Here is a 25720-nt window from a genome sequence, read left to right on the forward strand (position 1 = left end):
CGTCGTACGCCGCCCGCGCCGCGCGCACGGCCGCGTCGACACCGGCGGCGCCGGCGTCGGCGACCTCGGCCAGCAGCGTTCCGGTGGCGGGGTTGCGGTTCTCGAAGGAGCCCTCCGCGGTGTCGACGGAACGGCCGCCGATGAACGGTCGGGTCCGGGGCCGGACTTCGGCGGCGATCTCTCGCCAGTCCTGGTGGGTGTGCACAAGCAAGTCCTTTCTTTGCGCTTCACCGCAAATATGAGCCTCGCCACACCAGGTGTCAATCATTCGCCCACAGATTTCACATACGCGTTACGGTTGAGCATGGCTCGACGCAAGGACCAGGCCGCTCGGCGCGAACATCTGACCGCGGCAACACTCACCGTGATCGCGGCCCACGGCCTGGCCGGCGCCACGATGAAGAACATCGCCGCCGAGGCCGGGATCTCACCGCGCCTGATCGCCTACTACTACCCCGAGCTCGACGGCCTCATCGAGGCCGCCCACCAGGCCGCGACCGACCGCTACTACTGGTCCCGGCAGCGCGCGATCGAGGGCGACCTCTCCCCCGCCGAGAAGCTCGGCCGGCTGATGTACTCCGGTCTTCCCCGAGGTGAGGACCTTCTCCTGAGCCAGGTCCTCGACGAGATCTCGGTCAACGCGAGCCGCAGCCCGATGCATGCGACCCTGATGACGCTGCTCTTCGACCGCGAGGTCTCGCTCTACACCGCCGTGCTCGAGGTCGGGCGTGCCACCGGCGTCTTCACGCTGACCGACTCGGCCGAGGCCATCGCCCGCAACTTCGTGGCCCTGGAGGACGCCTTCGGCCTCCACCTGCTCGCCCACAACTCGTCGCTGACCCTCGAGCGCGCCGAGCAGCAGCTGTCCAGCTACGCCCACTCCGCCCTCGGCGTACAGGTCGCTCCGATCGACCCCGAATTGCCCAAGAAGGCAAAGAATCCGCCGGCTGCGAGGTAGTGGTCAGGCAGCCGCGACCTGGGCCGGTCGCGCCGTACGCGACAGCGCCTCGACACCCCAGCAGGCCAGGCAGCCGACGAGCGGGATGGCGACGGTCGACACCATCATGAAGAGGTCGGACACCACCAGCGGGCCGCCCAGCGTCTCCCAGGCTCTGTCCGCCCACCCGATCCACCCGATCATCAGCACCCCGGGCACCACCAGCCCGACCACCCACAGGAGGCCCCGACGCCGCGCGATCCCCCACGCGGCCGTCAGGCACAGCACGGTGATCACCATCTGGAGCCGGATCATCCACAGCCACCACTCGCCGACTGGCAGGTCGATCGCGCCGCGCGCCATGAGGAAGCTCGCGATCAGCCAGAAAGTGTCGAAGATCCACGGCACGAGCAGGAGGAGCGGCGCAGTGATCCGACGGACGAACGTTCGTCCACGCCACACCAGTACCGCTGCGTACGTCAGGTAGACCAGCGTGAACAGCACACCCCGGAACGCGTAGATCTCGGGATGGCCGAGCTCCCACTGGAGCCGGCTCAGCAGCACCAACCGCAGGGCCTCCGCTCCCGCGACGATCACCACCGCCACCACCGAGAGTCCGACCCGATCCGTCCGCTCCGAGATCTCCGCCATGCCCAGCAGTATTGCGGGTCTGACGACGTACGGGCGGGTGGACGACCGACGTGTCGGTCATTCCAAGATCAGCGAGCCGAGCAGTCAGTCCTCGGCAGGGTCTCCGATGAGGACCGGGCGCCCGGCGACGTACCCGGCGAAGATCTGGACGAGCGCGAGCCCCAGCAGGAGCGCGATCGGGACCGACCACGAGCCGGTGGACTCGCGCAGCAGGCCGACGAGGAACGGGCCGGCGGCAGCGAGCAGGTAGCCGATGCTCTGCGCCATCGAGGACAGCGCGGTGGTGCCGGCGGTCGTCGCGGTGCGGATGCTGAACAGGGTCAGGGCCACCGGGAAGACCGCGCCGCCGATGCCGACGAGCACGGCCCAGAGCCAGGCGCCGGCGACGGGAGCGAGCCAGAGGCCGGCGAACCCGATCGCCAGCAGCGCGGTCAGGACGGCGATCAGGTGGCCCTGGGACGACGCGCGGATCGCGAGCGAGGGGGCCAGGAAGAACACAGGTACGCCGACCAGGATGCTCACCGCGAGCAGCAGCCCTGCCGTCGCGTGGCTGAAGCCGGCGTCGGCGTAGATGCTCGGTAGCCAGCTCATCACCACGTACGCGAACAGTGACTGGGTGCCGAAGACGACCGTCACGGCCCACGCGGTGGGCTCGCGCCACAGCGCGATCCGGGTGCCACCGCCGCGGCGGTGACCGCGGTCGCGCAGGTGGGGCAGCCACGCCAGCAGGGCCAGTGCGGCGAGCAGCGCCCAGACGCCGAGGCCGGCCCGCCAGCTTCCGGCGGCGTGGGCGATCGGCACCGTGACCCCGGCCGCGATCGCCGCGCCCAGCGACATCACCGCGCTGTAGGCACCGGTGACCGCGCCGACCCGGTTCGGGAAGCCCTCCTTGACCACGGCGGGAAGAAGTACGTTGGCGAGCGCGATGCCGGCGCACGCGACGAACGTGCCGGCGAGCAGCAGCCAGGGGGCGCCGATCACCCGGACCAGCAGCCCGGCGACCAGCAGGCCGAGCGCGACGCCGATGCCACGATGCACGCCGAGCCGGCGCGCGAGCGTCATCCCCGTGGCACCGACGACCGCGAAGCAGAGCACCGGCAGCGAGGTCAGGAACGCCCGGGTGCCGGCCGAGAGCCCGTCGAGACTGTCGAGCAGGGCACCGAGGGACGTGATGCCCCCGCGCAGGTTGGCGGCGACCAGCAGGACCGCGACCAGCAGCCACACCGTCGACCGAACGGCTCTGTTCGACGGCGGAGAATCAGGGCGGGACTGGATGCGGGAGTTCACGCCCTCTAGGATGCCAGACATCGGATGATTGGATGAAAGGACGGCACGTGCCGCTCTCCACCACCACGCCTCGCTCCCTGGTCGACCAGGCGATCGACGGCATGCGCACCCTGCTCGCCGACGGCGAGTGGGCCGTCGGCGCCCGCATCCCGCCCGAACCCGAGCTCGCCGCGGCTCTCGGCGTCAGCCGCAACACGGTGCGTGAGGCCGTACGCGCCCTGGCCCACACCGGCGTGCTGGAGGTGCGCCGCGGGGACGGGACGTACGTCGCCGCCTCCAACGAGGTGGCCGCGATGATGCGGCGTCAGGTCGGCCGGGTCGACCTGGCGCACGTCCTCGAGGTCCGCCACGCGATCGAGACCCGCGCAGCGGCGCTGGCCGCCGAGCGTCGTACCGAGGACGACCTGCGATCCCTGACCGCCATCATGGAACGGCGCGCCACTGCCGTCGCGACCGGGGACGCGGACGCCTTCGCCGAGGCCGACGCGGAGTTCCACCTGGGCGTGGTCACCGCGACCCACAACCCGCTCCTCATCGAGCTCTACGCCGGCTTCGAGGACACCCTGCGCGCGACCATCCACCTCGACGACGAGACGGCCGAGATCGCCGACGAGCACCTCGCCGTCTTCGACGCGATCCGCGCCCAGGACCCCGGTGCCGCCGCGGCCGCTGTCACCGGCCTCCTCCACACCCTCGCGCGCTGACCGGGCCTGGTCAGCCCAGCCGCTTCAGCGCGGCCTCGGCCGCATGGAAGCCGCCCATGCCGTGGACCCCGCCGCCCGGCGGTGTCGCCGAGGAGCACAGGTAGACGCCCGGGACGCCGAGGGCGTACGGATCGAGCGCAGGGCGCGGCCGGAAAGCGATCTGGAGAGCGGTGTTCGCGCCGGCGCTGATGTCGCCACCCACCCAGTTGGGGTTGTACGTCTCGAACTCGGCCGGCGTACGTGTGGAGACCGCCACGATGCGCTCCCGGAAGCCGGGCGCGAAGCGCTCGATCTGGCCGAGGATCGCCTCGGTGGCGTCGCCGTCGTAGGCGTGCGGGACGTGGGCGTAGGCGTAGATCGGGTTGACCGAGCCGCGGGACCGGGTCGGGTCGGCGAGGTACTGCTGTCCGAGCAGGACGAAGGGCCGCTCGGCCATCACGCCGCGGGTCGTCTCCTTCTCGATGGCGGCGATCTCGGCGGCCGTGCCTCCCAGGTGCAGCGTGCCGGCGCGACGGCACTCCTCGTTCGTCCACGGGATGTCGCCCTCGATCGCGATGTCGACCTTGAAGGCCGCCGGACCGTAGCGGTATCGGCCCAGCGCGCGACGCACGCGGGCGGGCAACGTGTCGCCCACGATCTCGAGCACGCCGGCCGGTGCGGTGTCGAGCAGGACGACGTCGGGGCGACCGCCGGCGAGGTCGCGCAGCTGATCGAGGGAGGTGACCCGGACCCCGGTGACCACCTTCCCGCCGAGCTCGGCGAGCTCGGCCAGCAACGCGCGGGTGATGCTCTCACTGCCGCCTTCGGCCACCGGCCACCCCACAGTGTGGGTGGCCGCGGTCAGCATCAGGCCGACCGAGCTGCTGAGCGGGGTGTCGAGGCGCCCGAACGCATGGGCGGCGACCCCCATGAACAGCGCGCGAGCCGGGTCGTCCTGGAACCGGCGGACCGCCCAGGTCGCCGGCTGCAGGGCGTCGATGCCGAAGCGGCCCAGGACGACCGGGTGGCGCGGCACGTGCACCACCGGCTGGAACACCTCTGCGATGAGCGCCTCGAAGTTGCCCGTGGCGTTGGCGAAGAGCCGGTCCCAGCGGTCGGCATCGTCGCCCAGCGAGCGCCGGGTCAGCTCCCGGTCGCGGGCCGCGACCCCCGCCCGGCCGTCGTCGAGCGGGTGCGCGAGATCGATCTCCGGCCACAGCCAGCGCAGGCCGTGCCGCTCCAGCCCCAGCGAGGCGAAGAAGGGCGAGGCCACCCCGGTCGGGTGGAACGCGGCGCAGTCGTCGTGGAGCACACCGGGGACGGTGCGCTCGCTGGTCCGGGTGCCACCCCCGGGTCGGTCGTACGCCTCGACGACGGTGACGTCGATCCCGGCCTGGGCGAGACGGATCGCGCCGGCCAGCCCGTTGGGACCGCTGCCCACCACCACTGCCGTGCTCATGGCGTCAGCGTACGCAGGCTCGTCAATGCCTCGGGAGGAGGACGCGGATGAACGTCGGCCGATACAGGAGCGGGTTGCGCAGGACCGCGCCGAAGTCGGTGCTGTTGCGGCTGTAGGAGACGACCACCGAGCCGGGCTCCTCGAGGATGTCGGGGTGGGCCAGCGGCATGTAGCGGAGCTCGCCGCGGGCCACTCCGGAGGGAAGGGTGCCGACCGGCGGTTGCGCCCGGAACGGACCGGTCGGCGACGACGAGGTCCAGAAGACGAGGTCGTCCCCGAGGAACTCGTCGCTCTTGCTGAAGGCGTACCAGCGCCCGTCGCGCTCGAAGACGCTCAGCGTCTGGGAGACGCCGTCGGCGGCAGGGATCACCTCGCTCGAGGATCCTGCCCGCTTGGTCCAGGCCGCGCCGTCCCAGTAGGTCCAGCGGTCGGGGTCGGCGACGTGGTCCGGCGCGACGCGGGCGACGTGCAGGGCGAACCCGGTGCCGAGCGGCGGATCGGGCTCGCGGGCGGTGCCGTAGAGATAGAGCCACTCGCCCGAGACGGCCGCCGCGGCGCCCCACATCGGCCGGCGCGTGTCGGCGTCGTCGGCACCGATGTCGGTCACGGCGATCAGCTGCGGGACTCCCCCGTCCGGGACCACGAACTGGGCGATGGCCGGTCCGAGTGCCTCGAAGCCGAACGCATCCTCGGAGTCGGTCGTACGCACCCGCTGCGCGGCCACCACGACGAGGGCGTATCCCGGCTTGTCGAGCGTGGTCACCGACATCGGCCAGTAGCCCACGCCGTCGTCCCGGTCGGGGATGATCGCGCCGCCGGACTCCGGGAGGACGACCTGCAGACAGTCGGGCTCGACGAGCAGCATCGAGTTGCGTACGAAGCCGGCGCCGGAGAACTTCTCGTCCCGCAGGGTGTCGCCGAACATCCAGATGCTCCGGCCGTCGCCGAGCTCGGCGCTCACCCCGACGTCGCCGCCCTGGAGCGCCGGCTCGGCGCGGAGCCTGGTGATCCGGTTGAGGTCGTCGACGTCCTCGACGGGACCCGAAGGTACGCACTGGGTCGTCGAGGCGAGGCTGGCCAGCGGTCGCGGCACGGTCTCGGCACGCAGCGCGGAGGTCAGCGCGGTCGCCAGCACGGTCAGGCAGGTGGCCGAGACCAGGACCAGCCCGAGGGTCCTGCGCCACCCGCTCATCGACACAGGTTCTCCGTCGGGCGCGACGAGACCCCGGACCAGCCATCGGGTCGCCACCAGCACGACCAGGCCGAGCAGCGCCGAGCCCATGATCGTCACCACCGGTTGAGCGATGCCGGTGCGAGCGTCGACGGCCCACAGCAGCGACTCGCCCGCACCGGCGATCGTCCATCGGGAGCCGGTCGCCCACGGTTCGGTGAGCAGCAGACGGTCGCCGGCGAGGACGAGGGGCGCCGGCCCGGCGACGATCATCGCGGCCGCGAACAGCAGACCCGGCAACCCGCCGATGACCTCGCAGGCGAAGGTCAGCGCCCCCGCTGCGACCACCGTCGCGGCGAGGACCGATGCGACGAGCAGCCGTTCCCCTGCCGGTTCCGGCGCGGCGAGGAACCAGCCCCAGATGCCCGCTCCCACCGCCAGTGCGGCGAGCGCCGTCAGCCGCGCCAGGAGCCGAGGCAGCGTACGTGCCAGCGGCCCCCACACGAGCGAGACGACGCACACCAGCAGGAAGCCGGCCAGCGCGGTCGCGAAGGTGATCTGGGCCCACGACCGCTCCTCGTGCCGGTCATCGGTCGGGGCGAGCGCGACCGTCCGGCCACGGCTCGCCTCGATCCGCGCGACCTCGGCGTGGATCTCGCGCGCGAGCTCGTGCCGGTGAGCCGCCGCGATCCGCAGCTCGTCGCGCGTGCCTGACAGGTCGAGGTGGAGCGCCGCGACGACGTCGCCGCTCTCCAGCAGCTCCGCCGCCTCGGCCGGGTCGTCGACCCCTCCGGCCGTGAACGGCCGCCCGGGCACCGCGTTGACCTGCTTCACGAGGGGCGCCGTGACGACGTCGGGACCGACCAGCACGACCGGCACCTCGTGCAGCTCACCGGAGTCGGCGCGAAGCCCGGTGACGATCCAGCCCAGGGCGATCAGCACGAGGACAGCGCACAGCAGGACCTCACGACGACTCCCCGGCCGCACCCCTCACCGCCCTCCTCGGTCACCGCACGACGCGGTTCGTGAGGGTCATGTAAGCAGTGCGACCGGGTCGCCCGCCACCGGCCTAGTTCGGCGTGGCGCGCCAGCGCTGGGAGCCGGCAGCGGTGTCTGTCTGCTGGATCACCAGACCGTTGGCGCCGGCGGCCAGGCTGAGACCACTGTGCTTCGCCGAGAACTTCAGCGATGCGCCGTCGGCCACGATCACCCACCGTTGGTTGGGCGTGCCCGTGCAGGTGTACTCCACGACCGGGTCGCCGCTCGTCTTCGAGCTGTAGGCGACGTCGGCGCACAGACCGGTGCCGGCGTTCTTCAGCTGGTAGCTGCCGTCGTCCTCGTTGCGGGTGACCACCCACTTCTGCGACGCCGCCGCTCCGACGGCCGACGTGGTCAGCTGACCGTTGCTGGTCGCACCGGCGGCATCGAGCGCGAGCCCCGAGGCGACGTTGCCCAGCGAGTACTGGCCGTCCGCCAGGGCCGGCGGCACGATCTCCTCGTCGCCGACCGTCATCGCGAACACGTGCACGGCGGCGTTGGCGGGCAAGGTGACCGCGGCGATCTCCTTGGCCGGGTCGGTGCGCAGGGTCTTAGTGAACAGGCGGTAGGAGACCGTCGGATATGCCGGACCGTTCGGGGTGTTCTTCCCGAGCGTGGTGACGGCCACCTTGGCGCCGTAGCTGTCGGTCGCCGCGCAGCACCAGTTGGGGAAGCCGAGCGTCCCCGTGGAGGAGGTGCCGTCGGAGTAGTGCACCGTCGCCTTCGCGGAGGCCGACAGGCTGGTGCCTGTCCCCAGGAACGCCAGCGCGTTGCCCTTGCCGCTGATCCGGATGGTCTCGCCACCGGAGGCGACGTTGTCCTGGGTGCCGGGTTCCGAGTCCGGCCAGGTGAAGTCGAAGCCGTTCGCGCTCACCGTCGCACCCGGTGTGACCCCCTTCTCGGCGAGCTTGTCGGCGAGGAAGCTGCTGCCGCCGCCGTCGATGTCACCCGGTCCGGGATCCTCGGCCCGGGTGACACCCACGTTGTTGAACGCCGAGGCCAGGTCCGGATGCGCGACCGTGGTCGTGGCCGAGTCCGTCACGGCGTACGTCCGGTCGTGGGCGACGTAGGTCGCGGTCGCGTCGATCTTCACCCGGCCGGGTGAGGCGTCTGCCGGCGGCGTGACGCTGAACGTCGCGGTGCGGGAGGCACCCGGCGCGAGCGACCCGGACACCGCGTCTCCCGGGCGTACGTCCCAGCCCTCAGGCGCGGCGGCCGTGATCGAGCCGAGCTGCACCCGGGATCCGGTGTCGTTGGTGAAGGTGGCGGTGACGTCCGAGGCCTCACCGGCGACCGAGATCGCGGCCGTGGCGGCGTCGAGGGTCACGTTGCGGTCGGCCGGGTGGCCGCCGCCGACCGCCGAGGACCCGTTCAGCGCGACCACAGCCCCGGTGGAGGTGGACAGCTTCCCGGTCTTCACCTGGGTGATGCCCGTCGCGGAGTCATGGAACCAGCCGGTCGCCGCGCCCTCGAGGTCCTCCTTCGAGGCCCGCTGCGGCAGCTCCTCGCCGTCCAACTCGACGCTGCCCGGCTCGGCATCGGCGTGCACGCTGAGCCCGTACTCGCGGGAGGCGGGCTTGCCGGCGTACGAGCCGTCCACCTCGCCCAGCCGCACCACGACCCGCCCGCGGCCCTGCGACGGGGCGTCGACCTCGAACTTCTGCGTGGCGGACTCGCCGGAGGCGTGCGCCTGGCTGCGCCCGTCGTCCTCGTAGTTCACGAAGGACGAGGCACCCTGCGGGTAGATGTCCAGGTCGAGGCGGCCCGACTTCTTGCCCTGCTGCCAGTCGAGCGTGCCCTCGGGGAACTGCGGCACGACCGCACCGGCGCGTACGAAGAGCGGGAGCGTGTCCAGCGGAGCCTTGTAGCCGTCGATCGTGGTCGGTCCCTGGTAGACCCGGCCGCTCCAGTAGTCGACCCAGGTGCCTTCGGGGAGGTAGATCCCGTCGCGCGTGGTGGCGTCCTCGTAGACCGGGGCGACCAGGAAGTCGTCACCGGCGAGGAACTCGTACTTGACCGCGTCGCCCCAGGTCTTCGGGTCCTCGGGGTAGTTGAGGTAGAGCGGCTTGACCGCTCCCACGCCGTTGCGGTTGGCCCGCATCGTGTGCGTGTAGAAGTAGGGCAGCAGGCGCTCGTGCAGGCTCAGGTACTTCCGGTTGATCGAGGTGTACGGCTCGCCGTAGCGCCACGGCTGCTTGTCGGAGGCCGCCCACCCGCTCATCAGGTAGGTCATCGGCAGGAACATCTTCCACTGCATGTCGCGGACGTACGTCTCGGCGCTGCCGCCGAAGATGCCGTCGACGTCGCCGGTGGCGAGGTGCTGGCCCGACATGGTGGACCCGGCGTACGTCGGGATCTGCCAGCGGATGTAGTCCCAGCTTCCGGACTGGTCGCCGCTCCACACCGCGGCGCAGCGCTGGGTGCCGGCCCAGCCCTCGACCGTGAGCACGGTCGAGCGGTCGGCGCTGTTGGTCTCGATGCCGTCGCGGGCCTGCTCGCAGGCGTCGAGCGCGAAGCGGTAGCCGGGGCCGACCCAGGCGACGTCGGTCTTGCGGACGCGGACGCCGGCGGCCACCTCGGTCTCCTGCTCGGTCAGGTCGTCCTCGGTCCACAGGCCGAGCTCGGCGCCGTGGTCGTTCAGCATGTCGCCGGTCTCGGCGAGGTCCTCGTAGCCGCAGCCGTAGCCGTCGTTGACGAGCATCCAGCCCAGCGGCATCTCGTGCTCGGCGTAGCCGTCGGCGATCGCCTTCGAGTCCCGCAGGGTCTCGCGCTCGCCGCGGTTGGCGTTGTGGAGGTAGCAGTCGGCGTCGCCGACCTCCAGGGCGTACATCGGCACCGCGACCGGGCGTCCGGTCAGCTCGGTGTAGGAGTCGATGACGCGCTCGGCGTCGCCGACGAAGTAGTAGGCGTCGAAGCGCTGCTCGTCGTGGGTGGTCGTGGTCGGCGCACCGAAGTCGTAGCTGCCGGCCGCGAAGGTGTTGCGCAGCACGCCGTAGCCGCGGGAGGAGACGTAGAACGGGACCGCGTTCGGGTTGCCGCCGTCGTTCCAGTTGAAGTCGCGCGAGATCTTGATCGTCTCGCCGCGGTGGCTGAACCGGCCGTTCTGCATGCCGCCACCGAAGAACTGCTCCTCGGCGCCGCGCTGCAGGTGCTGCGCCGTGCTCTTGTCGTCCCAGGTCAGCGGCGAGGCCTCGGCCATCAGCACCTTCCCGTCCGGGTCGGTCAGTCGCAGGGTGATCGGCTGCTTGGTCACGGTGAGCACGGCCTCGTCGGTGCTGATGACGTACGCCGCACCGGTCTCCTTCACCGAGGACTGCCCACCGGGGTAGTCGCGCTTGACGACGATGTCCGCGTCGGGGGCGCCGGGCTCGGTGGGGTCGTCGTTGGCCGGGTCGGTGAACTCGCCGTCCGGGGCCAGGCGTACGCGCACCATGTCGGCGTCCTCGAAGGTCACGCGCAGCGCGGCCTCGCCGGACTCGAAGGTGTAGCTGTCGCCGTCGCGCTCGAAGCCGGTGACGTCGCCGAGCTCGCTCGCCTCGGCGGCCACGGAGCTCACCGGGCTGAGCGCGACCAGTGCGGCGGCCAGCGCCACCCCTGGGACCAACAACCGTCTGATTGAGTGATTGAACATGATCGCCTCACGCCCTAAAGAGTCAGAATCAATCGTAAGTTGGAGGCGACTGTAACGCAGGTCACACTGCCCGGTCCACCCTTGGTCCGCCGATCAGAGCGAGCAGTCGCGCGGCCTCGCCGGCCACCGCATCGCGGCCGGCGCCGAGGTACTTGCGCGGGTCGACCTTGCCCTCGTCAGCGATCGCCGCGCGGACGGCGCGGGTGAAGGTCGCGTTGAGGTGGGTGGCGATGTTGACCTTGGTCATCCCGGCGGCGATGGCCGCGACGATGCCCTCGTCGGGGACCCCCGAGGAGCCGTGCAGCACGAGCGGCACGTCGACGGCGGCGGCGAGCCGGGTGATGAGCTCGTTGTCGAGCGAGGCCGTACGGGTCGTCATCGCGTGCGAGGAGCCGACGGCGACCGCGAGCGCGTCGACACCGGTCGCCTCGACGTACGCCGCGGCCTCGGCAGGCCGGGTGCGGACCCCTGGTGCGTGCACGCCGTCCTTGCCGCCCACCTCGCCGAGCTCGGACTCGACGGAGGCGCCACGCTCGTGGCACCAGGCCGCGACCTTGGCCGTGGCGGCCACGTTGGAGTCGTAGTCGAGCTTCGAGGCGTCGAACATCACCGAGGGACACCGCAGCTCGACGGCCTCCTCGACGAGCTCGACCCGGGTCGCGTGGTCGAGATGTACGCAGACCGGCACCGTCGCACTCTCCGCGATCGCGATGGTCGCCCGCAGCAACGGCGCGAGCCGGCCGCGGTAGTCGACGGTGTTCTCGGAGATCTGCAGCACGACCGGACGGCCGGCCTGCTCGGCGCCGGCGACGATCGCCTCGGCCAGCTCGAGCTGGATGACGTTCATCGCGCCCAGGCCGCGGCCGGTGCCGCGGGCGTGGTCGAGCAGCAGCGACATCGGTACCAGGGGCATGTCAATCTTCCTCGTGGTCGATTCGGCTGACCCTGACGTCGGCCAGGAACGATGCGTACGCGTCAGGGTCGATCTCGCCGGCGACCGGGGTGACCACCGCGGCGGCGCCCAGTGCGGCGGCGTCGCGAAGGATCTCCGGCCACGGTCTGCCGTGGGCCAGGCCCCGGGCGAGACCGGCGGCGGCCGCGTCCCCGGCGCCGGTCGGGTTCCCGGTGACCCCGGCGGGCGGGCTCACCTCCCAGCAGCTGCCGTCGGCGTACGCGACCAGCCCGTGGTGGCCGCGGGTCAGCACGACCGGGCCACCGTGGCGGGTGGCGAGCTCTGCGACCGCAACGGCCGGGTCATCGAGGGGCCGGCCCAGCAGGCGCGCGGCCTCGTCCTCGTTGGGAGTCAGGACGGCGCCGGTGCCGACCGCGGCGGCCAGCGCCGCGTCGTCGAGATCGAGAAGCACCTGTACGCCGGCGGCGGCCGCGAGCCGCGCGATCCGTGCCGGGAGGTCGGTGGACACGCCGGGCGCGAGGCTGCCGGAGACGACGAGAGCCGTCGCCTCGGCGATCCGATCTGCGAGGAGGTCGAGCAGTCGCTGGTCCGCTCCGGGGGTCGCCTGCCTGCCGGGCTCCCACAGCGAGGTCGTCGAGTCGGCGACGACGACCAGCGTGCGGCGTACCTCCTCCAGCTCGGGCAGGAAGGTCGATGGCAGCTCCCGGGCGAGAGCATCGCCGAAGTCGTGGTCGGCGAGGCCGACGGCATGGGTCGGCTCGCCGAGCTGGTGCAGCACCCGGGCGACGTTCACGCCCTTTCCGCCGAGCCGGCTGGTGACCTCGGCGACCCGATGGACCTCGCCCACCCGCAGCCGGGGCAGCCGGTAGGTCACGTCGATCGCCGGGTTGAGCGTGACGGTGATGATCATGCGTCCGTCCCCGTCGATGCCAGAGCCAGGCGCGCGGCGCCGACCAGGCCGGCCCGGCCGCCGAGGGCGGAGAGGCGTACGGGCGGGACCGCCGTCACGCCGGCGCGCTCGCGCATCCGGGCCTGCAGCGGTTCGAGCAGGTAGCCCCTGGCCTCGGCGACGCCACCGCCGAGGATGATCTCGCCCGGCGCGAGCAACGCACCGACCGCGAGGAAGCCGTCGGCGAGGGCGGTGATCGCTTCGGACCAGACCCCGGCGGCCAGCGGGTCGTGCTCGGTCCGCGCGACCAGCTCGGCGACGCCGGTGATCCTGGTGTCGCCACCCAGCGAGGCGTACCTCTCCAGCATGCGGCGGGCGCCCGCGCGCGACTCGACGCAGCCGCGCAGGCCGCAGGTGCACGGCGGCCCTGCCGGGTCCACCACCAGGTGGCCGAGCTCACCGGCCTGACCGGAGGCACCGACGATCGGCCTGCCCTCGACGTACGTCACCGCAGCAACCCCCGTCCCGAGCACCGCGACGAACGCCGAGGCCGGCGACCCGGCGTCGGCCCAGATCGCACCCGCGGCGGCGGCCGTGTCGTGCGAGACCGCGACTGGAAGGCCGAGCCGCTCGGCCAGCGGCGCCGCCACCGGCGTGTCGACGAGACCGAGGTTGACCGCCTTGAGGGAGGTCCCGGACTCGGTGTCGACGAGGCCGGGGAAGGCGACCCCGACCCCGGCGACCTGCGTCCTGGCCGCGGGGCTCAGGCCGGCGAGCAGCTCCTCGCCCAGCTGCGCGATGTCGTCGAGCACGGCCGGGCCGGGGCGGGTGGCCCCCCGCGACTCCGCCCACGACACATCGCCGGCGCCGACCACCGCTCCGCGCACGGAGGTGCCGCCGACGTCGAACGCGAGGGCGAGAGCTCGCTCCGCGGCAGGTTGCGTAGGAGACTCGCTCATCGGTTCACTCGGGGTCGGCAGCGGCCGGGTTCAGGATGATCGAGCGGGTGAGGTTGCGCGGTGCGTCGGGGTCGAGACCGGCCCGACGGGCGCGCTCCACACAGAGCAGATGCACGCGCACCAGGTCGGCGAGCGGGTCGATCTCGTGGTGCACGAGGTCGGCGCCGGTGACCGCGACGTCGTCGGCGAAGCCCGGCACCAGGTCGCCGAAGGCCCACACGACCCGGCCGGGCGCGCTGATCGACAGCGGGCCGTGGCGGTACTCCATCATCGGGTAGGACTCGGTCCACAGCTGCGCGGACTCGCGGAGCTTGAGCGCCGCCTCCTGGGCGACCCCGTTGGTCCAGCCGCGACCGACGAAGGTGAGCTGCTCGGCGGTCAGCGCCGGGCCGTACGCACTCTCGCCGGCGTCGATGATCTGCTGGGCCTGCTCGGCGGCCAGGCTCAGGTCCTCGCCGAGGTGCCAGCGGAGCAGGGCGAGCGTCGTGGTCGCGAAGCGGGTCTGGACCACCGACTTCTCGTCGATCTCGGGCATGAGGATCGGCTCGGCCAGCTCGAGGGCCGGGGTGCCGGGCGAGGAGGAGATCACCGTCGCCGGGATCGTGCCCCGGATCCGGGCGAGCAGGTCGACGACCTCGGTCGTGGTCCCGGACCGGGTGATCGCGACCAGCCGGTCGTAGTCCCGGTCGAGCCGGGCCTCGGTCGGCGTCCAGGCGTCGGTGATGCCGTGACCCTGCTCCTCGCGCAGCGCGGCGTACGCCTGGGCCATGTAGAGCGAGGTCCCGCAGCCGATGACCGCGACCTTCTCCCCCGTCTTGGGCAGGGCGTCGGCCGATCGTTCGGCGGTGCTCCTGGCGGCCAGCCAGTTGGCGGGCTGCGTCGCGATCTCGGCTGCGAGATGCGTCGTCGGTGCAGATGCGGTCATGGTCTCGGGTCACCCTCCGATGTGTTGCCGGCTGGACCCGAATCATCCAACGCGCTGCGCGTTTCTGTCAATAAAGCACCACAAATGATCATTATCGCTCAGTCGTGACGATGATCTCCGTCCCGCCATCGGTCAGTGCCTTCGCGAGCGACTCCGGCACCGGCTTGTCGGTGACGAGCATGGAGACGCAGGAGAGGTCTCGGATGCGCGCGAAGGTCGGATGCTCGAGCTTGGTGCTGTCGGCCACGACGATGGTGCGCTGCGCCGCCGCGATGAAGTCGGCGCTGATCTTGGCCTCGGCCGGGTGGATCGTGGTGAGCCCGGCCCGGGTGCTGATGCCGTCGACACCCAGGATCGCGGTGTCGATGTGGATCTTGGACAGCACCCCCTCGCTCAGCGGGCCGACCAGCTCGTACGACTGAGTGCGAGCGGCCCCGCCGGTCACCACGATGTTGACGTTGGGCCGGATGGAGAGCTCGTAGGCGATGTTGAGCGCGTTGGTGACCACGGTGATGCTGTCGTCCTCGGCCAGGTCGGGGTGGCGCCCGATCGCGCGGGCCACCTCGCTGGTGGTCGTGCCGCCGTTGAGCGCGACCGTCTCGCCCGGCACGAGCAGGTCGGCGACCGCGGTCGCGATCGCCCGCTTCGCGTCGGCCTGGCGACCGATCTTGTACTGCAACGGGAGCTCGTACGCCGAGCCGAGCGCGGTCGCGCCGCCATGTGTCCGGGTGACCAGCCGCTGGTCGGCGAGGTGCCCGATGTCGCGGCGGGCGGTCGCCGCCGAGACACCGAGCGCGCTCTCCACCTCCGCGATCGACACGTGCCCGTGCTCGCTGATCAGCTCGAGCAGCTGGTTGAGTCGCTGTTGTCTCATGGGCCCCCTTCCTGGGTCCCGGACAGCCTACGCAGGTCCGGCCTCTCAGGGGCCGCAGTGGAAGGTCGCGTCGGCCCAGTCGGCGTGGTCGTTGCCGTTCCCGTCGCCGGCATCGCCGGCCACCAGGTCGACATAGTCGGCACCGGTGACGTCGGCGGTGATCGCAACGGTGGCACTGGCCGGCCCCAGGGTGCCGGTCTCGGTGACCGTCGTCCCGTCCGCGACGACGGAGAACCTCACCGACCCTCGCGACGTCTGTACGTCGTCCACCCCGACGTCGGCGGTGAAGCTGGTGCAGTTGCCGGCCAGGTAGTAGCGCACCTTCGAGACCGCATGCGCCCCCAGCCCCTTGGTGTAGACCTTGCCGGCGAGCGTGATCGGCCCACCGTCGCCGGCAGCGCTCTCCCCCACGCTGGTGTCGCGCTCGACCGGTCCCCAGCCGTTGGTGGCCGAGATCCAGCCGAGATCGCTGGCGTAGGTGTCCGCGGTCGGCGGAGGCGGCGCGGTCTGCACCGTGGCCGAGCGGGTCACCGTGCGGGTCTCGCCACCGACGTCGTACGTCGCCGAGCCGGTGAGCTGATAGCTCGACTCGGCCGCGTCGGCCGGCGGCGTGACCTTCCAGGTCACCGCGTGGCTCTCCCCGGGAGCGAGCGAGTCGAAGGTCGCCGGCGTGGTGGCCTCGGCCGTCCAGCTCTCCGGCACCTCGAGACCGACCGTCCCTGCGCCGGTCTCGGACGCCTCGTCGCTGGTCAGCGTCGTGGTGACCTCGGTGACCGCGCCCGGCAGCAGCTTGTCCTCGCCGGCGTCGACGGCGAGGGTCGCGCAGGCCGGCAGGTCAGCGGCCGCACCGAGGTCCTCGACGGTGAAGTCGTCGATGCTGATGTCGCCGTTGGCGCCGTTGTCGTCGGCGGTCCGCAGACCGACCCAGTAGTCGCCGCAGCCGCCGGCGACGAGCTCCTCGCTGAACCTGGCCGTCTCGACCTGCTTGCCGATCGGGCGGGCAGCGACCTCGACCGAGCGCGGCTCGCCGCTCGCGACCGAGTCGTAGCCGGTGACCCACTCGTAGTCGTCGGCCCGCTCGGTCTGGTGGTCGAAGGAGACCCGGTAGCGGTGGCCGGGCTCGAGACGCACGGTCTGCGGGACGGTGCGGTAGACGAGGCCGCCGTTCTCGGCATGAGACTTGAGCGACCACTCGCCGCTGATCACATCGTCGGTGACCTTGCCGTTCCAGCCGCTCTGCGTGTACGGCTCGTGCCGCTCGGCCAGGTGGGTGCGCGGGTCGGTGACGCCGCCCGAGGTGCCCTTGACGAAGGGCGACCAGCCCTGGACGACCTCCTCGAAGTCCTCCTTCACGATGACCTTCGCGCCGGGCGCGGCCGGCAGGTCGCGCTCGACCGCGACGACACGTACGTCATCGAGGCGGACCTTCGCCGATCCCGCGTCCGCGGAGATCCTGACGGTCGCGGTGCCGTCGCCGCCGACGTCGAAGGGCACCTCGACCCGCTGGAAGTAGGTGCTGTGCAGCTCGTCTGCGGCGACCAGGTTCTTCGCGGTGGAGCGCTCGACGCGTCGGGTGTAGGTCTTGCCGCCGGAGGTGACGGCGACGGTGGTGGCCCGGCTCCGGCCGGGCTCGACCTCCACCCAGACGCCCAGCGCGTTGCGGCCGCTGCGCAGGCCGTTCAGCCGCTGGCTGATCGCGGCCCTGCCGCCGGCGCCCAGGACGGCTACCTGCTGACCGGTCGAGGTACGCCCGGTCGTGGCCGGTCCGCTCGGGTGCCAGGCGTCGAGGTCACCGGCGTTGAAGCCGGGGTCGGCGACGCGGCTGCCCTGACCCCACTGCGGCGTGGGCGAGCCGCCGGGAGCCTTGGTCAGGACGTACGCCGTCCCGGCCTTCGCATCGAGCGTGACCTTGCCGGCTCGGACCGGCACGCTGCCCGCCGCGACCCGGCCCTGCTCGGTGAGCTCGTAGACGTTGAGCCGACTGCTGGTGCTCCACGCGTCGGTCAGGCTCCAGGTGGTCCGGCCGCCGTCGGTGTTGTGGTGGTAGAGCTTCGTGTCGTCCTTCCACGGGAGGAGGTAGGCGTCGCCGTCGAGCACGAGGTCGCCGTCCTGATAGATCTTCCGGGTGGCGTCGGTCTGGCCGGTGTTGACCACGCGTACGCCGCCGTCCTGGACGATCTCGTCGCGGCTCCAGCGCAGGATCGGGTTCTGCTGCAGATACTTGGTCGGCAGGTTCGTCTGCCAGATGTTGTCGTAGAAGGCGTCGACGTCGTTCTCGCCGGTCCATCCCTCGAACTCGACGATCTCGGTGTGCCCGAGCAGCTTGTCCGGGTTCCAGGTGTCCTTCTGCCCGTTGCGTACGAACCGGATCATCTGGCTGTTCAGGCCCTTGTTGGTGGCGCCGCCGTAGGACTCGTCGTTGGCCCAGTGGGACCAGAGCGCGTCCTCCTCGAAGTGGTAGGACCACTCGGTGCCGATGTTCCAGCCCTGCCCGCGCAGTGAGTGGGCGAGGCGCTCCTGGAGCCAGCCGAAGGAGTAGTAGACGTCGATGTAGAGGAAGTCGAGGTTCGGGTGCGTCTCGCGGCGCAGCTGGGCGAAGCGGTCGACGATGTTCTTGGTGGCGAGGTCGGTGCGCTGGTCGATGTAGTAGGACTGGTCGATCCAGTCCCAGCCGGGGCTGCCCTCGTTCACGAGGGTCTCGTTGAAGGTCTTGGCCTCGGGGTAGGCCTCGGTCGCGTTCACGTGGACGCCGAAGTCGGCTCCCCACTTCTCGCCCGCACGGACCAGGGTGTTGAGGTCGTCGAGCCCACCGGCGCGGGTGTTGTAGTTGCCGCCGTAGTCGGGGTGCGCGGAGTCATGGCCCTCCGAGCCGTACCCCTTCAGCACCGCCAGCTGCCCCAGCCCGTCGGTGGCCAGCGAGACCCGCTTGACGTCGTCGAGCGTACGCAGGAACGGATGCGTCGCCTGGCTGGCGAAGTTGAACGGGATGTGGGTGACCACCCGCTCGGGGGTCTCGTCCGCGCCGTTCATCGGCCGCTGGATGTCGCGCAGCGCGATCGCGCCGTCCTGCCAGTCGACGGACTGGTCACCGTTGGCGTCGGGGGTGATGGTGACCTTCGCCCACGGGAGCTCCTCGGTGTAGGGCGAGCCGGTCGCCCGGTAGGTCCACTGGCCGCTCCACAGCCCGACCCGGCGGCCGTTGTCGGTGGCACTCACGCTGCGCCAGATCCGGCCACGCTCGTTCGTCGCGTCGCCGCTGCTCTGGTCGTAGACCGAGTTGGTCTCGATCGCGGCGGCCAGCTGGTCGGTGTCGACGATGGCGTACGCCGATCCGACCGGCTTCTCGGTCGTGGCCAGGTCCGCGGTCACCTCGGTGTGGGTGTCGCCGGCGGTGGTGCGGTCCGCGCTCACGACGGCGGTGCTCACGGTCGCGCCGGCCTGGTCGGAGCTGACCGAGAGGAGGTCGTGCCCGGGGATGTCGAGGGTGCCGACCCGGTGCTCGGCGGTGTCGGTCACCTTGGTGACCGCGAAGGTGACGACGTCGCCGGCCACCTCGAGCTTCGCGTCGAGCTCGACGCCGGGCAGGTCGGCGAAGGTCAGCCGGTAGGTCGCGGTGTCGGTGTCGGCCTGGGTGCCGGTCACGGTCGCCGTGTGCGCCGTGCCGTTGATCCGCACGGCGGTCGGCGTCGTCGCGGCGCCGCTGATCTCGCCGCCGGCGGTGTGCCGATAGCCGAGCACGGCGGGGAAGTCGTCGGCCACCCGCACGCTCAGCACGGGCGACGTCAACGTGAAGCCGCCCGTCGGGGCGGCATGGCTTTCTGGCGCGATGGCGACCACGCCGGCGAATGCCGTCACGGACGCGAGGAGGGCTGTGGGGAAACGCTTCGGCATCGTGACTCCCGAGGGTGGGGGTGGGCCTGACGAGGTCCGTCCATCATGCAGAGTTTTGCGCGGATTGGCTACGTTATGCGCAAAAGTTGTCATACGCTCGGCCGGTGACCCCCACCTTGGCCTGGCGTGACGGTGAGTTCCTGAAGCACGGCGTCCCCCACCGGATCCTGTCCGGGTCCATCCACTACTTCCGCATCCACCCGGACCTGTGGGAGGACCGGCTGCGCCGGGTAGCCGCCACCGGGTTCAACACCGTCGACACCTACGTCGCCTGGAACTTCCACGAGCAGGACGAGGGGTCCCCGGACTTCACCGGGCCCCGCGACCTGGCCCGCTTCGTCTCGATCGCCGGCGATCTCGGGCTCGACGTGATCCTGCGCCCCGGGCCGTACATCTGCGCCGAGTGGACCAACGGCGGGCTCCCGTCGTGGCTGACCGCGCGCACCCGGGCACCGCGCAGCACCGATCCGGTCTACCAGGACGCGGTCTCACGCTGGCTCGACCTCCTGCTCCCCCAGCTCGTCCCGCTCCAGGCCGGTCGCGGCGGGCCGGTCGTGGCCGTGCAGGTGGAGAACGAGTACGGCTCCTACGGCGACGACGCCGCCCACCTCGCCTGGCTCCGGCGGGGGCTCCTCGACCGTGGCATCACCGAGCTCCTCTACACCGCCGACGGCCCGACCGAGGTCATGCTCGACACCGGCATGATCGACGGCACGCTCGCCGCGGCGACCTTCGGAAGCCGCGCATCGGAAGCCCAGGCGATGCTGCGGTCACGACGACCCGGCGAGCCTTTCCTGTGCGCCGAGTTCTGGAACGGCTGGTTCGACCACTGGGGCGAGAACCACCACGTACGCTCCCCCGCGAGCGCCGCCGCGACGCTGCGCGAGATCGTCGATCTCGGCGGCTCGGTCAGCGTCTACATGGCGCACGGCGGCACCAACTTCGGGCTCTGGGCAGGCGCCAACCACGACGGCCGCCGCATCCAGCCCACCGTCACCAGCTACGACTCCGACGCCCCGGTCGGCGAGGACGGCCGGGTCTCGGAGAAGTTCCGGCTCTACCGCGACATCCTGGCGCCCGCCACCGGGGGCACGGTCGACGCGCTGCCTGGTCTGCCGCCGGATGCGGCGCGTCATGCGTTCTCCTCAGCGCCGCTGTCACCGAGCGCTGGCCTCCTGTCCCTGGCGACCCGCGGTCCCGCGACGCGCGCCGCGGGACCGCTGAGCTTCGAGGAGCTCGGCATCGACACCGGCCTGGTGACGTACCGCTCCTCGGTCACGCTCCCCAGCCACGACGTCCATCTCACCGTGCACGGCCTGCACGACAGGGCGTACGTCTTCCTGGACGGGCGCGCGCTCGGCCTGCTCGAGCGCGACGACGCCGAGCCTGCGGTGCTGACTCTTCCCGGCTTCGGCAGGGCGGCCGAGCTGACCCTGGTCGTCGAGGCGCTCGGCCGCGTCAACTACGGCCCCCTGCTCGGCGAGCACAAGGGGATCCTCGGCGGCGTCCAGGTGGACCGACGCCTCGTCCACGGCTGGGAGCACCACCTCACACCCCTCGACCGCTGGGTGCCTGACGACCTCGACGGCGTCGCACATGCGGTCATCGAGGTCGACGGCCCCGCCGACGGCTGGCTCGCCGTCCCTGGTGACGGCGACCGGTTCGTCTGGCTCAACGGCGCCCTGCTCGGCCGCTTGTGGAGCCGCGGACCCCAGCGTCGCCTGTACGCCCCCGCTCCCCTGTGGCGTCCCGGCGCCAACCAGGTGGCCGTCCTCGACCTCACCCACCCCGCGACGTACGTCGAGGTCCACCCGGACCCGGACTACGGGCCTGCCGAGGAGTACGTCGAGTCACTCCCGACCGGGACGGACGATGTGGTCCAGGAGCTAGACGACACAGCCCGGCTTGCTTGACCATCTCGAGTCGACGCTTTACGTTGCGCCATGGGCACGCCGGATGCCTACGGTTATGTACTCGGGGGATCACATGCGTGGGTTGGCTTTCAAGATCGGCGGAGGTCTTGCCGCACTGGCGATGGCGGTCAGCGCCTGCGGTTCGCCCGGATCCGGCGACTCCAGCGGCGATGAATCATCAGCGTCGAAGCAGGCCGAGCCGCGCGAGTCGCCGGAGTACGAGGAGATCGCGGATCTCGCAGCGATGAAGGTGGTCAAGCAGCAGTACGTCTTCGGCGACACGCTCTACCTCGACGACTCGCTCCTGCTGATCCAGGCCCGGCCACATCCAGAGGTCAACTACCTCAGCGTGGTCACCGGCATCGACCCCGCGACCGGGAAGGTCAAGTGGGAGATCGACGAGGAGGACCTCCCTCCTTCGGTCGTGGAGTCAGGCGTCTTCATGAGTCGAGGTCGTCTGCTCGTCTCAAACGGGATGGCGTACGTACCTCTCAGTTCGTCGGCTGGCACCGAGAGCACCTACGGCTTCGTTGCGCTCGACAGCGAGACCGGCGAAGCCAAGTGGGTTGCGCAGCACCCGGTCTGGGAGCCGAAAGGGAGCGGCCCAGGCGGGCGAAGCGCTCGAACGGTCGTTGACATCGTGGGTGCTGTGGGCGACACGGTTGTCTACTCGGCTCACAGCTATTGGTCCGACGGCGACCTGTCCTCACTCAACGATCCGAACGCCAAGATCAAACCGAACATCCTTCACCGTGCGGAGACAGTGGCGGTGGACGGCGAGACAGGCAAGGTGCGCTGGAAGAAGGACGGCTTCCTCGGAAGGTACGTCACCCTGAGCCACGTGATCGGGACGATCCCGGCCAAGCAGGAGGCGCGCCGCAACGAGCCTCTGGCAGCAGTCGAGGCGGAAACCGGTGAGGACGCATGGAAGACGGCGTGGAAGTCGAACGTCGCGGACCTGTCGAAGGACTGGCTGCTCGTTCGCCAGTCGGAGTCTCCAGACATCGGCCCCCACGACGGTGTCTACGAGGCGGCCACCGGCCGTCGGGTCGCGAAGCTGGATGCCGACAACCCACCTTTGCTGAGCGGGGGCTGGGTGAACGAGATGCCGGAGGCGAAGAGCCATGGCGTCGCCTGGATCGCCACGGAGCAGGGCAAGGACGGACCCCAGACGCTGTACGTCGCCAAGGACGGGGAGCCCAAGCCGCGCAAGGTCGCCCTCCATCCCAACGAAAGGCTCGAGCTCGCCCACCCCATGGTGACCGAGGACGACTACGCGATGGTTCAGGCGGCGATGTCCGATCCCATCGGACAGCAGTTCGCAGACTTGGAGAACGGCGAACTCGGTTTCCCGGTCGATGCCACCGAGGACGACCGCGAGCCGGTCGCCTACTCCGACAACTACCTGATCACCGGCGGACCCCAAGCCGAAGAGACCATCCTCTACAAGCGAGCGCCCTGATCACTCGGTCCATACGGCCGTGCGCGCCTCGCGCCGAGCGGCGTGATCGACACCAGCCCAACTGACTCGCGCAGCGCCGGGCTGGCGATGCTCACCTCGTCCGAGTCACCTCGCGGTTAGCCTCGTACTTGTGAACCCCAACACGCCTGACATCAAACCCAGGTCGCGCGCCGTCACCGACGGTCTGGAAGCCACCGCTGCCCGAGGCATGTTGCGGGCCGTCGGCCTTGGAGACGACGACTTCGCCAAGCCACAGATCGGCGTCGCGTCGTCGTGGAACGAGATCACGCCGTGCAACCTGTCCCTCGACCGGCTCGCAAAGGCGGTGAAGAACGGCGTCCATGCGGCCGCCGGCTACCCGCTGGAGTTCGGCACGATCTCCGTCTCCGACGGAATCTCGATGGGCCACGAGGGCATGCACTTCTCGCTGGTGTCGCGCGAGATCATCGCCGACTCGGTCGAGACCGTGATGAGCGCCGAGCGACTCGACGGCTCCGTGCTGCTCGCGGGCTGCGACAAGTCGTTGCCCGGCATGCTGATGGCGGCCGCTCGGCTCGACCTCGCCTCGGTCTTCCTCTACGCCGGCTCGACCATGCCCGGGCAGGTCGACGGCCGCGACGTCACGATCATCGACGCCTTCGAGGCGGTCGGGGCCTGCATCGCGGGGAAGATGAGTCGCGATGAGGTCACCCGCATCGAGAAGGCGATCTGTCCTGGCGAAGGTGCCTGCGGAGGCATGTACACCGCGAACACGATGGCTGCCGTCGCTGAGGCGATGGGCATGTCGTTGCCCGGTTCGGCCGCTCCCCCTGCGGTCGACCGCCGACGCGACGGCTTCGCCCACCGTTCGGGCGAAGCGGTGGTCGGGCTGCTGCGCAAGGGCATCACCGCGCGCCAGATCATGACCAAGGAAGCCTTCGAGAACGCCATCGCCGTCGTGATGGCCCTCGGCGGTTCCACCAACGCCGTGCTGCACCTGCTGGCCATCGCCAACGAGGCCGAGGTCGACCTGACTCTCGACGACTTCACCCGCGTCGGAGAGAAGGTCCCCCACCTCGCCGATCTCAAGCCGTACGGCAAGTACGTCATGAACGACGTCGACAAGATCGGCGGGATCCCGGTCGTGATGAAGGCGCTCCTCGACGCGGGCCTGCTCCACGGCGACTGCCTCACGGTGACCGGGAAGACCATGGCGCAGAACCTCGCGGAGCTGAGCCCGCCCGCACTCGATGACGAGGTGATCCACTCCTTCGAGCGGCCGATCCACCGCACCGGTGGTCTCACCATCCTGAAGGGCTCGCTCGCTCCCGAGGGGGCTGTCGTCAAGACGGCCGGCTTCGACGACACCGTCTTCCGCGGCACCGCCCGGGTCTTCGACGGCGAGCGGGCCGCGATGGACGCCCTCGAAGCGGGGCTCATCGTCGCGCGTGACGTCGTGGTCATTCGGAACGAGGGCCCGAAGGGCGGCCCGGGCATGCGGGAGATGCTCGCCATCACGGGAGCCATCAAGGGCGCCGGTCTCGGCAAGGATGTCCTGCTGATCACCGACGGCCGGTTCTCCGGAGGAACCACGGGACTCTGCGTCGGCCACATCGCCCCAGAGGCCGTCGACGCCGGCCCGATCGCCTTCGTCCGCGACGGCGACCCCATCGTCCTCGATGTCGTCAACCGCACCCTCGAGGTCGAGGTGGAACCCGAGGAGCTGGAGCAGCGGAAGGTCGGCTGGGAGCCACTTCCCTCGAAGTATCAGCGCGGCGTGCTCGGCAAGTACCGGCGCACGGTGCAGTCGGCCGCGGTCGGCGCCGTCACGAGCTAGTCAGCTGCCCCATCACGATGATCCGGAGCTGGTTGGAGAGCAGCTGCGTGGCGGTGAGTCCGAACATCGCCCGGAAGGTGTCGCTGAAGTGGCTCGGGGAGGCGAACCCCGCGTCGCTGGCGGCCGTCGAGAGATCGGCACCCTGACTGACGGCCGCGGCGGCGTACCGCATCCTGGCCCAGAGACGATAGCGGCGAAAGCTCGTCCCCGACTCCGCCGAGAACAGGTGCAGGAAGCGCGACTGGGAGAGGTGGACCGCGGCGGCCAGCTCCGCCGCACTCCCCCGCTCGCCGGGTCGGTCACGAAGGAGCTGCATCACGGCGCGGATCCGATCGTCGGTCGGCTCGGCCTCACCGGCATCGAGCAGACGTCGTGGCAGCATCTCCGGATCCGTGACCGGCCCCTGGCTCCAGTCCGCGATCAGCGCCGCCTCGTCGCGATGGTCGTACGCGATCGTGCTCGTCCGGTCAGTCATCTGCCCGAGCAGGTGGGCCGTCCCCGAGGCGCCGGGGTCGACGTAGAAGAACAGCATCGTCTGCTCCTCCCCCGCGACGATCTGATGGGACGTACGCGGAGGGATCAGCGCGCTCCGCACCTGCCGTGGCTCGGCCCGCCCTGATCGCAGCACGAAGGGAGCGTCCAGGCCCAGCGCGAAGCAGGTGACCGACCCCGAGTGCGTGCCCAGCCGCATCGACGGGCCTCGGTACGCCGCATGTCCCGACCAGAGCCACACCGTCGGCCGCGCGTCGTCGCAGCACGAATCCGGAAGCGCCTCGGTCGCCATGCGCGTCATGATCCCACGGTGAACACCGTGGCCAGCCTGACCATCGCCGTCGTCGGCATCTTCTTCCTCGCGATGGGGACGTACGCCCTCATCACCCCGAGCACCCTCGCCGCCCCGTTCCACCTCTCGGCGAAGACGCCCGAGTCCCGCTCCGAGATCCGCGCGGTCTACGGCGGGTTCGGCATCGCGATGGCCACCGTGCTCGGCGCCGCCGCTCTCGACATCGGCGGCATCCGGACCGGCGCCGTGACCGCCGTCGGCCTCGCCCTGATCGGGATGGCCGGCGGCCGACTCATCTCTCGCCTTCTCGATACCCCGGTAGGTTTCTATCCGATCTGGTTCTACTTCGGGATCGAACTCGTGGCCGGCACGGCCCTGCTTGCGTGCGTTTGACCTCGGCAAATTCGGCTATGCTCGCCACCGTGGGATCTCGGCCG

General features: G+C 70.9%; 19 protein-coding genes. 6 read left to right on the forward strand and 13 right to left on the reverse strand.

Annotated elements, in window-relative coordinates; genetic code table 11:
- Positions 1-205, reverse strand: a 205-nt coding sequence (locus tag ABT304_RS28845) for an aldehyde dehydrogenase family protein (protein ID WP_350720601.1), incomplete at its 3' end; no start/stop codon positions are given.
- A 99-nt stretch (positions 206-304) separates the two neighbouring features.
- Between ABT304_RS28845 and ABT304_RS28850 the strand changes: the two genes are divergently transcribed.
- On the forward strand, positions 305-958 hold the full coding sequence (locus ABT304_RS28850) for a TetR/AcrR family transcriptional regulator (RefSeq protein ID WP_350720603.1): 654 nt from the start codon (positions 305-307) through the stop codon (positions 956-958).
- A gap of 3 nt (positions 959-961) precedes the next feature.
- Here the strand turns inward: ABT304_RS28850 and ABT304_RS28855 are convergent, their stop codons facing one another.
- Together ABT304_RS28855 and ABT304_RS28860 are read right to left on the reverse strand one after the other, a co-directional pair.
- Positions 962-1588 (reverse strand): hypothetical protein, encoded by a 627-nt coding sequence (locus tag ABT304_RS28855; RefSeq protein ID WP_350720605.1) that lies wholly within the window; start codon positions 1586-1588, stop codon positions 962-964.
- A gap of 84 nt (positions 1589-1672) precedes the next feature.
- Positions 1673-2896, reverse strand: a complete 1224-nt coding sequence (locus ABT304_RS28860; RefSeq protein WP_350720606.1) for an MFS transporter — start codon at positions 2894-2896, stop codon at positions 1673-1675.
- A gap of 26 nt (positions 2897-2922) precedes the next feature.
- Here ABT304_RS28860 and ABT304_RS28865 point away from each other — a divergent pair, with 26 nt between their 5' ends.
- Positions 2923-3579 (forward strand): FadR/GntR family transcriptional regulator, encoded by a 657-nt coding sequence (locus ABT304_RS28865; RefSeq protein ID WP_350720608.1) that lies wholly within the window; start codon positions 2923-2925, stop codon positions 3577-3579.
- Between the two features lie 10 nt (positions 3580-3589).
- Here the strand turns inward: ABT304_RS28865 and ABT304_RS28870 are convergent, their stop codons facing one another.
- The 9 genes from ABT304_RS28870 to ABT304_RS28910 all read right to left on the reverse strand — a co-directional run bounded on the left by ABT304_RS28870 (position 3590) and on the right by ABT304_RS28910 (position 19308).
- A complete protein-coding gene (locus ABT304_RS28870) occupies positions 3590-5017 on the reverse strand; it encodes a phytoene desaturase family protein (RefSeq protein ID WP_350720610.1) in 1428 nt (475 codons plus the stop codon).
- A 22-nt stretch (positions 5018-5039) separates the two neighbouring features.
- Complete coding sequence (locus tag ABT304_RS28875) at positions 5040-7175, reverse strand: DUF5005 domain-containing protein (protein ID WP_350720612.1); 2136 nt, start codon at positions 7173-7175, stop codon at positions 5040-5042.
- A gap of 82 nt (positions 7176-7257) precedes the next feature.
- Positions 7258-10833, reverse strand: coding sequence for a TIM-barrel domain-containing protein (locus ABT304_RS28880; RefSeq protein WP_350720614.1), 3576 nt, complete (start codon positions 10831-10833; stop codon positions 7258-7260).
- Between the two features lie 85 nt (positions 10834-10918).
- Positions 10919-11770 carry a class II fructose-bisphosphate aldolase gene (locus ABT304_RS28885; protein WP_350720616.1) on the reverse strand — a complete coding sequence of 284 codons (852 nt, stop codon included), beginning with the start codon at positions 11768-11770 and terminating at the stop codon, positions 10919-10921.
- A 1-nt stretch (position 11771) separates the two neighbouring features.
- Positions 11772-12680, reverse strand: a complete 909-nt coding sequence (locus tag ABT304_RS28890; RefSeq protein ID WP_350720618.1) for a 1-phosphofructokinase family hexose kinase — start codon at positions 12678-12680, stop codon at positions 11772-11774.
- Entirely contained in the window at positions 12677-13618 is a 942-nt protein-coding gene (locus tag ABT304_RS28895; RefSeq protein WP_350720620.1) for an ROK family protein, read from the reverse strand. The genes ABT304_RS28890 and ABT304_RS28895 overlap by 4 nt, the downstream gene beginning before the upstream one ends.
- Positions 13619-13622: 4 nt before the next feature.
- Entirely contained in the window at positions 13623-14543 is a 921-nt protein-coding gene (locus ABT304_RS28900; protein WP_350720622.1) for an SIS domain-containing protein, read from the reverse strand.
- A gap of 91 nt (positions 14544-14634) precedes the next feature.
- The gene (locus ABT304_RS28905) at positions 14635-15417 is read right to left on the reverse strand and encodes a DeoR/GlpR family DNA-binding transcription regulator (protein WP_350720624.1); all 783 of its coding nucleotides are present in this window, start codon (positions 15415-15417) and stop codon (positions 14635-14637) included.
- A gap of 45 nt (positions 15418-15462) precedes the next feature.
- Positions 15463-19308 carry an endo-alpha-N-acetylgalactosaminidase family protein gene (locus ABT304_RS28910; RefSeq protein WP_350720626.1) on the reverse strand — a complete coding sequence of 1282 codons (3846 nt, stop codon included), beginning with the start codon at positions 19306-19308 and terminating at the stop codon, positions 15463-15465.
- A gap of 104 nt (positions 19309-19412) precedes the next feature.
- On the opposite strand from ABT304_RS28910, the gene ABT304_RS28915 reads away from it, so the two are divergent.
- From ABT304_RS28915 to ilvD, 3 genes are all read left to right on the forward strand, one after another.
- Entirely contained in the window at positions 19413-21221 is a 1809-nt protein-coding gene (locus ABT304_RS28915; RefSeq protein ID WP_350720628.1) for a glycoside hydrolase family 35 protein, read from the forward strand.
- Between the two features lie 73 nt (positions 21222-21294).
- The gene (locus tag ABT304_RS28920; RefSeq protein ID WP_350720630.1) at positions 21295-22683 is read left to right on the forward strand and encodes an outer membrane protein assembly factor BamB family protein; all 1389 of its coding nucleotides are present in this window, start codon (positions 21295-21297) and stop codon (positions 22681-22683) included.
- 130 nt (positions 22684-22813) lie between these two features.
- The gene (ilvD, locus tag ABT304_RS28925; RefSeq protein WP_350720632.1) at positions 22814-24499 is read left to right on the forward strand and encodes a dihydroxy-acid dehydratase; all 1686 of its coding nucleotides are present in this window, start codon (positions 22814-22816) and stop codon (positions 24497-24499) included.
- Here the strand turns inward: ilvD and ABT304_RS28930 are convergent.
- A complete protein-coding gene (locus ABT304_RS28930) occupies positions 24489-25292 on the reverse strand; it encodes a helix-turn-helix domain-containing protein (RefSeq protein ID WP_350720633.1) in 804 nt (267 codons plus the stop codon). The genes ilvD and ABT304_RS28930 overlap by 11 nt on opposite strands.
- Positions 25293-25301: 9 nt before the next feature.
- Here ABT304_RS28930 and ABT304_RS28935 point away from each other — a divergent pair, with 9 nt between their 5' ends.
- Positions 25302-25676: a DUF4345 domain-containing protein gene (locus tag ABT304_RS28935; RefSeq protein WP_350720635.1), complete on the forward strand. Its 375-nt coding sequence runs from the start codon at positions 25302-25304 to the stop codon at positions 25674-25676.
- The last annotated feature ends 44 nt before the right edge of the window (positions 25677-25720 follow it).

Origin of the sequence: Nocardioides sp. NPDC000445 (assembly GCF_040300245.1) — a bacterium.
Classification (GTDB): Bacteria; Actinomycetota; Actinomycetes; order Propionibacteriales; family Nocardioidaceae; genus Nocardioides.

What these genes read in the sequence shown, in the direction of transcription:
- ABT304_RS28850 (WP_350720603.1), top strand. Translation starts at nt 305, where the DNA reads ATGGCTCGACGCAAGGACCAGGCCGCTCGGCGCGAACATCTGACCGCG.
- ABT304_RS28855 (WP_350720605.1), bottom strand. Translation starts at nt 1,588, where the DNA reads ATGGCGGAGATCTCGGAGCGGACGGATCGGGTCGGACTCTCGGTGGTG.
- ABT304_RS28860 (WP_350720606.1), bottom strand. Translation starts at nt 2,896, where the DNA reads ATGTCTGGCATCCTAGAGGGCGTGAACTCCCGCATCCAGTCCCGCCCT.
- ABT304_RS28870 (WP_350720610.1), bottom strand. Translation starts at nt 5,017, where the DNA reads ATGAGCACGGCAGTGGTGGTGGGCAGCGGTCCCAACGGGCTGGCCGGC.
- ABT304_RS28885 (WP_350720616.1), bottom strand. Translation starts at nt 11,770, where the DNA reads ATGCCCCTGGTACCGATGTCGCTGCTGCTCGACCACGCCCGCGGCACC.
- ABT304_RS28890 (WP_350720618.1), bottom strand. Translation starts at nt 12,680, where the DNA reads ATGATCATCACCGTCACGCTCAACCCGGCGATCGACGTGACCTACCGG.
- ABT304_RS28895 (WP_350720620.1), bottom strand. Translation starts at nt 13,618, where the DNA reads ATGAGCGAGTCTCCTACGCAACCTGCCGCGGAGCGAGCTCTCGCCCTC.
- ABT304_RS28900 (WP_350720622.1), bottom strand. Translation starts at nt 14,543, where the DNA reads ATGACCGCATCTGCACCGACGACGCATCTCGCAGCCGAGATCGCGACG.
- ABT304_RS28905 (WP_350720624.1), bottom strand. Translation starts at nt 15,417, where the DNA reads ATGAGACAACAGCGACTCAACCAGCTGCTCGAGCTGATCAGCGAGCAC.
- ABT304_RS28910 (WP_350720626.1), bottom strand. Translation starts at nt 19,308, where the DNA reads ATGCCGAAGCGTTTCCCCACAGCCCTCCTCGCGTCCGTGACGGCATTC.
- ABT304_RS28920 (WP_350720630.1), top strand. Translation starts at nt 21,295, where the DNA reads ATGCGTGGGTTGGCTTTCAAGATCGGCGGAGGTCTTGCCGCACTGGCG.
- ABT304_RS28930 (WP_350720633.1), bottom strand. Translation starts at nt 25,292, where the DNA reads ATGACGCGCATGGCGACCGAGGCGCTTCCGGATTCGTGCTGCGACGAC.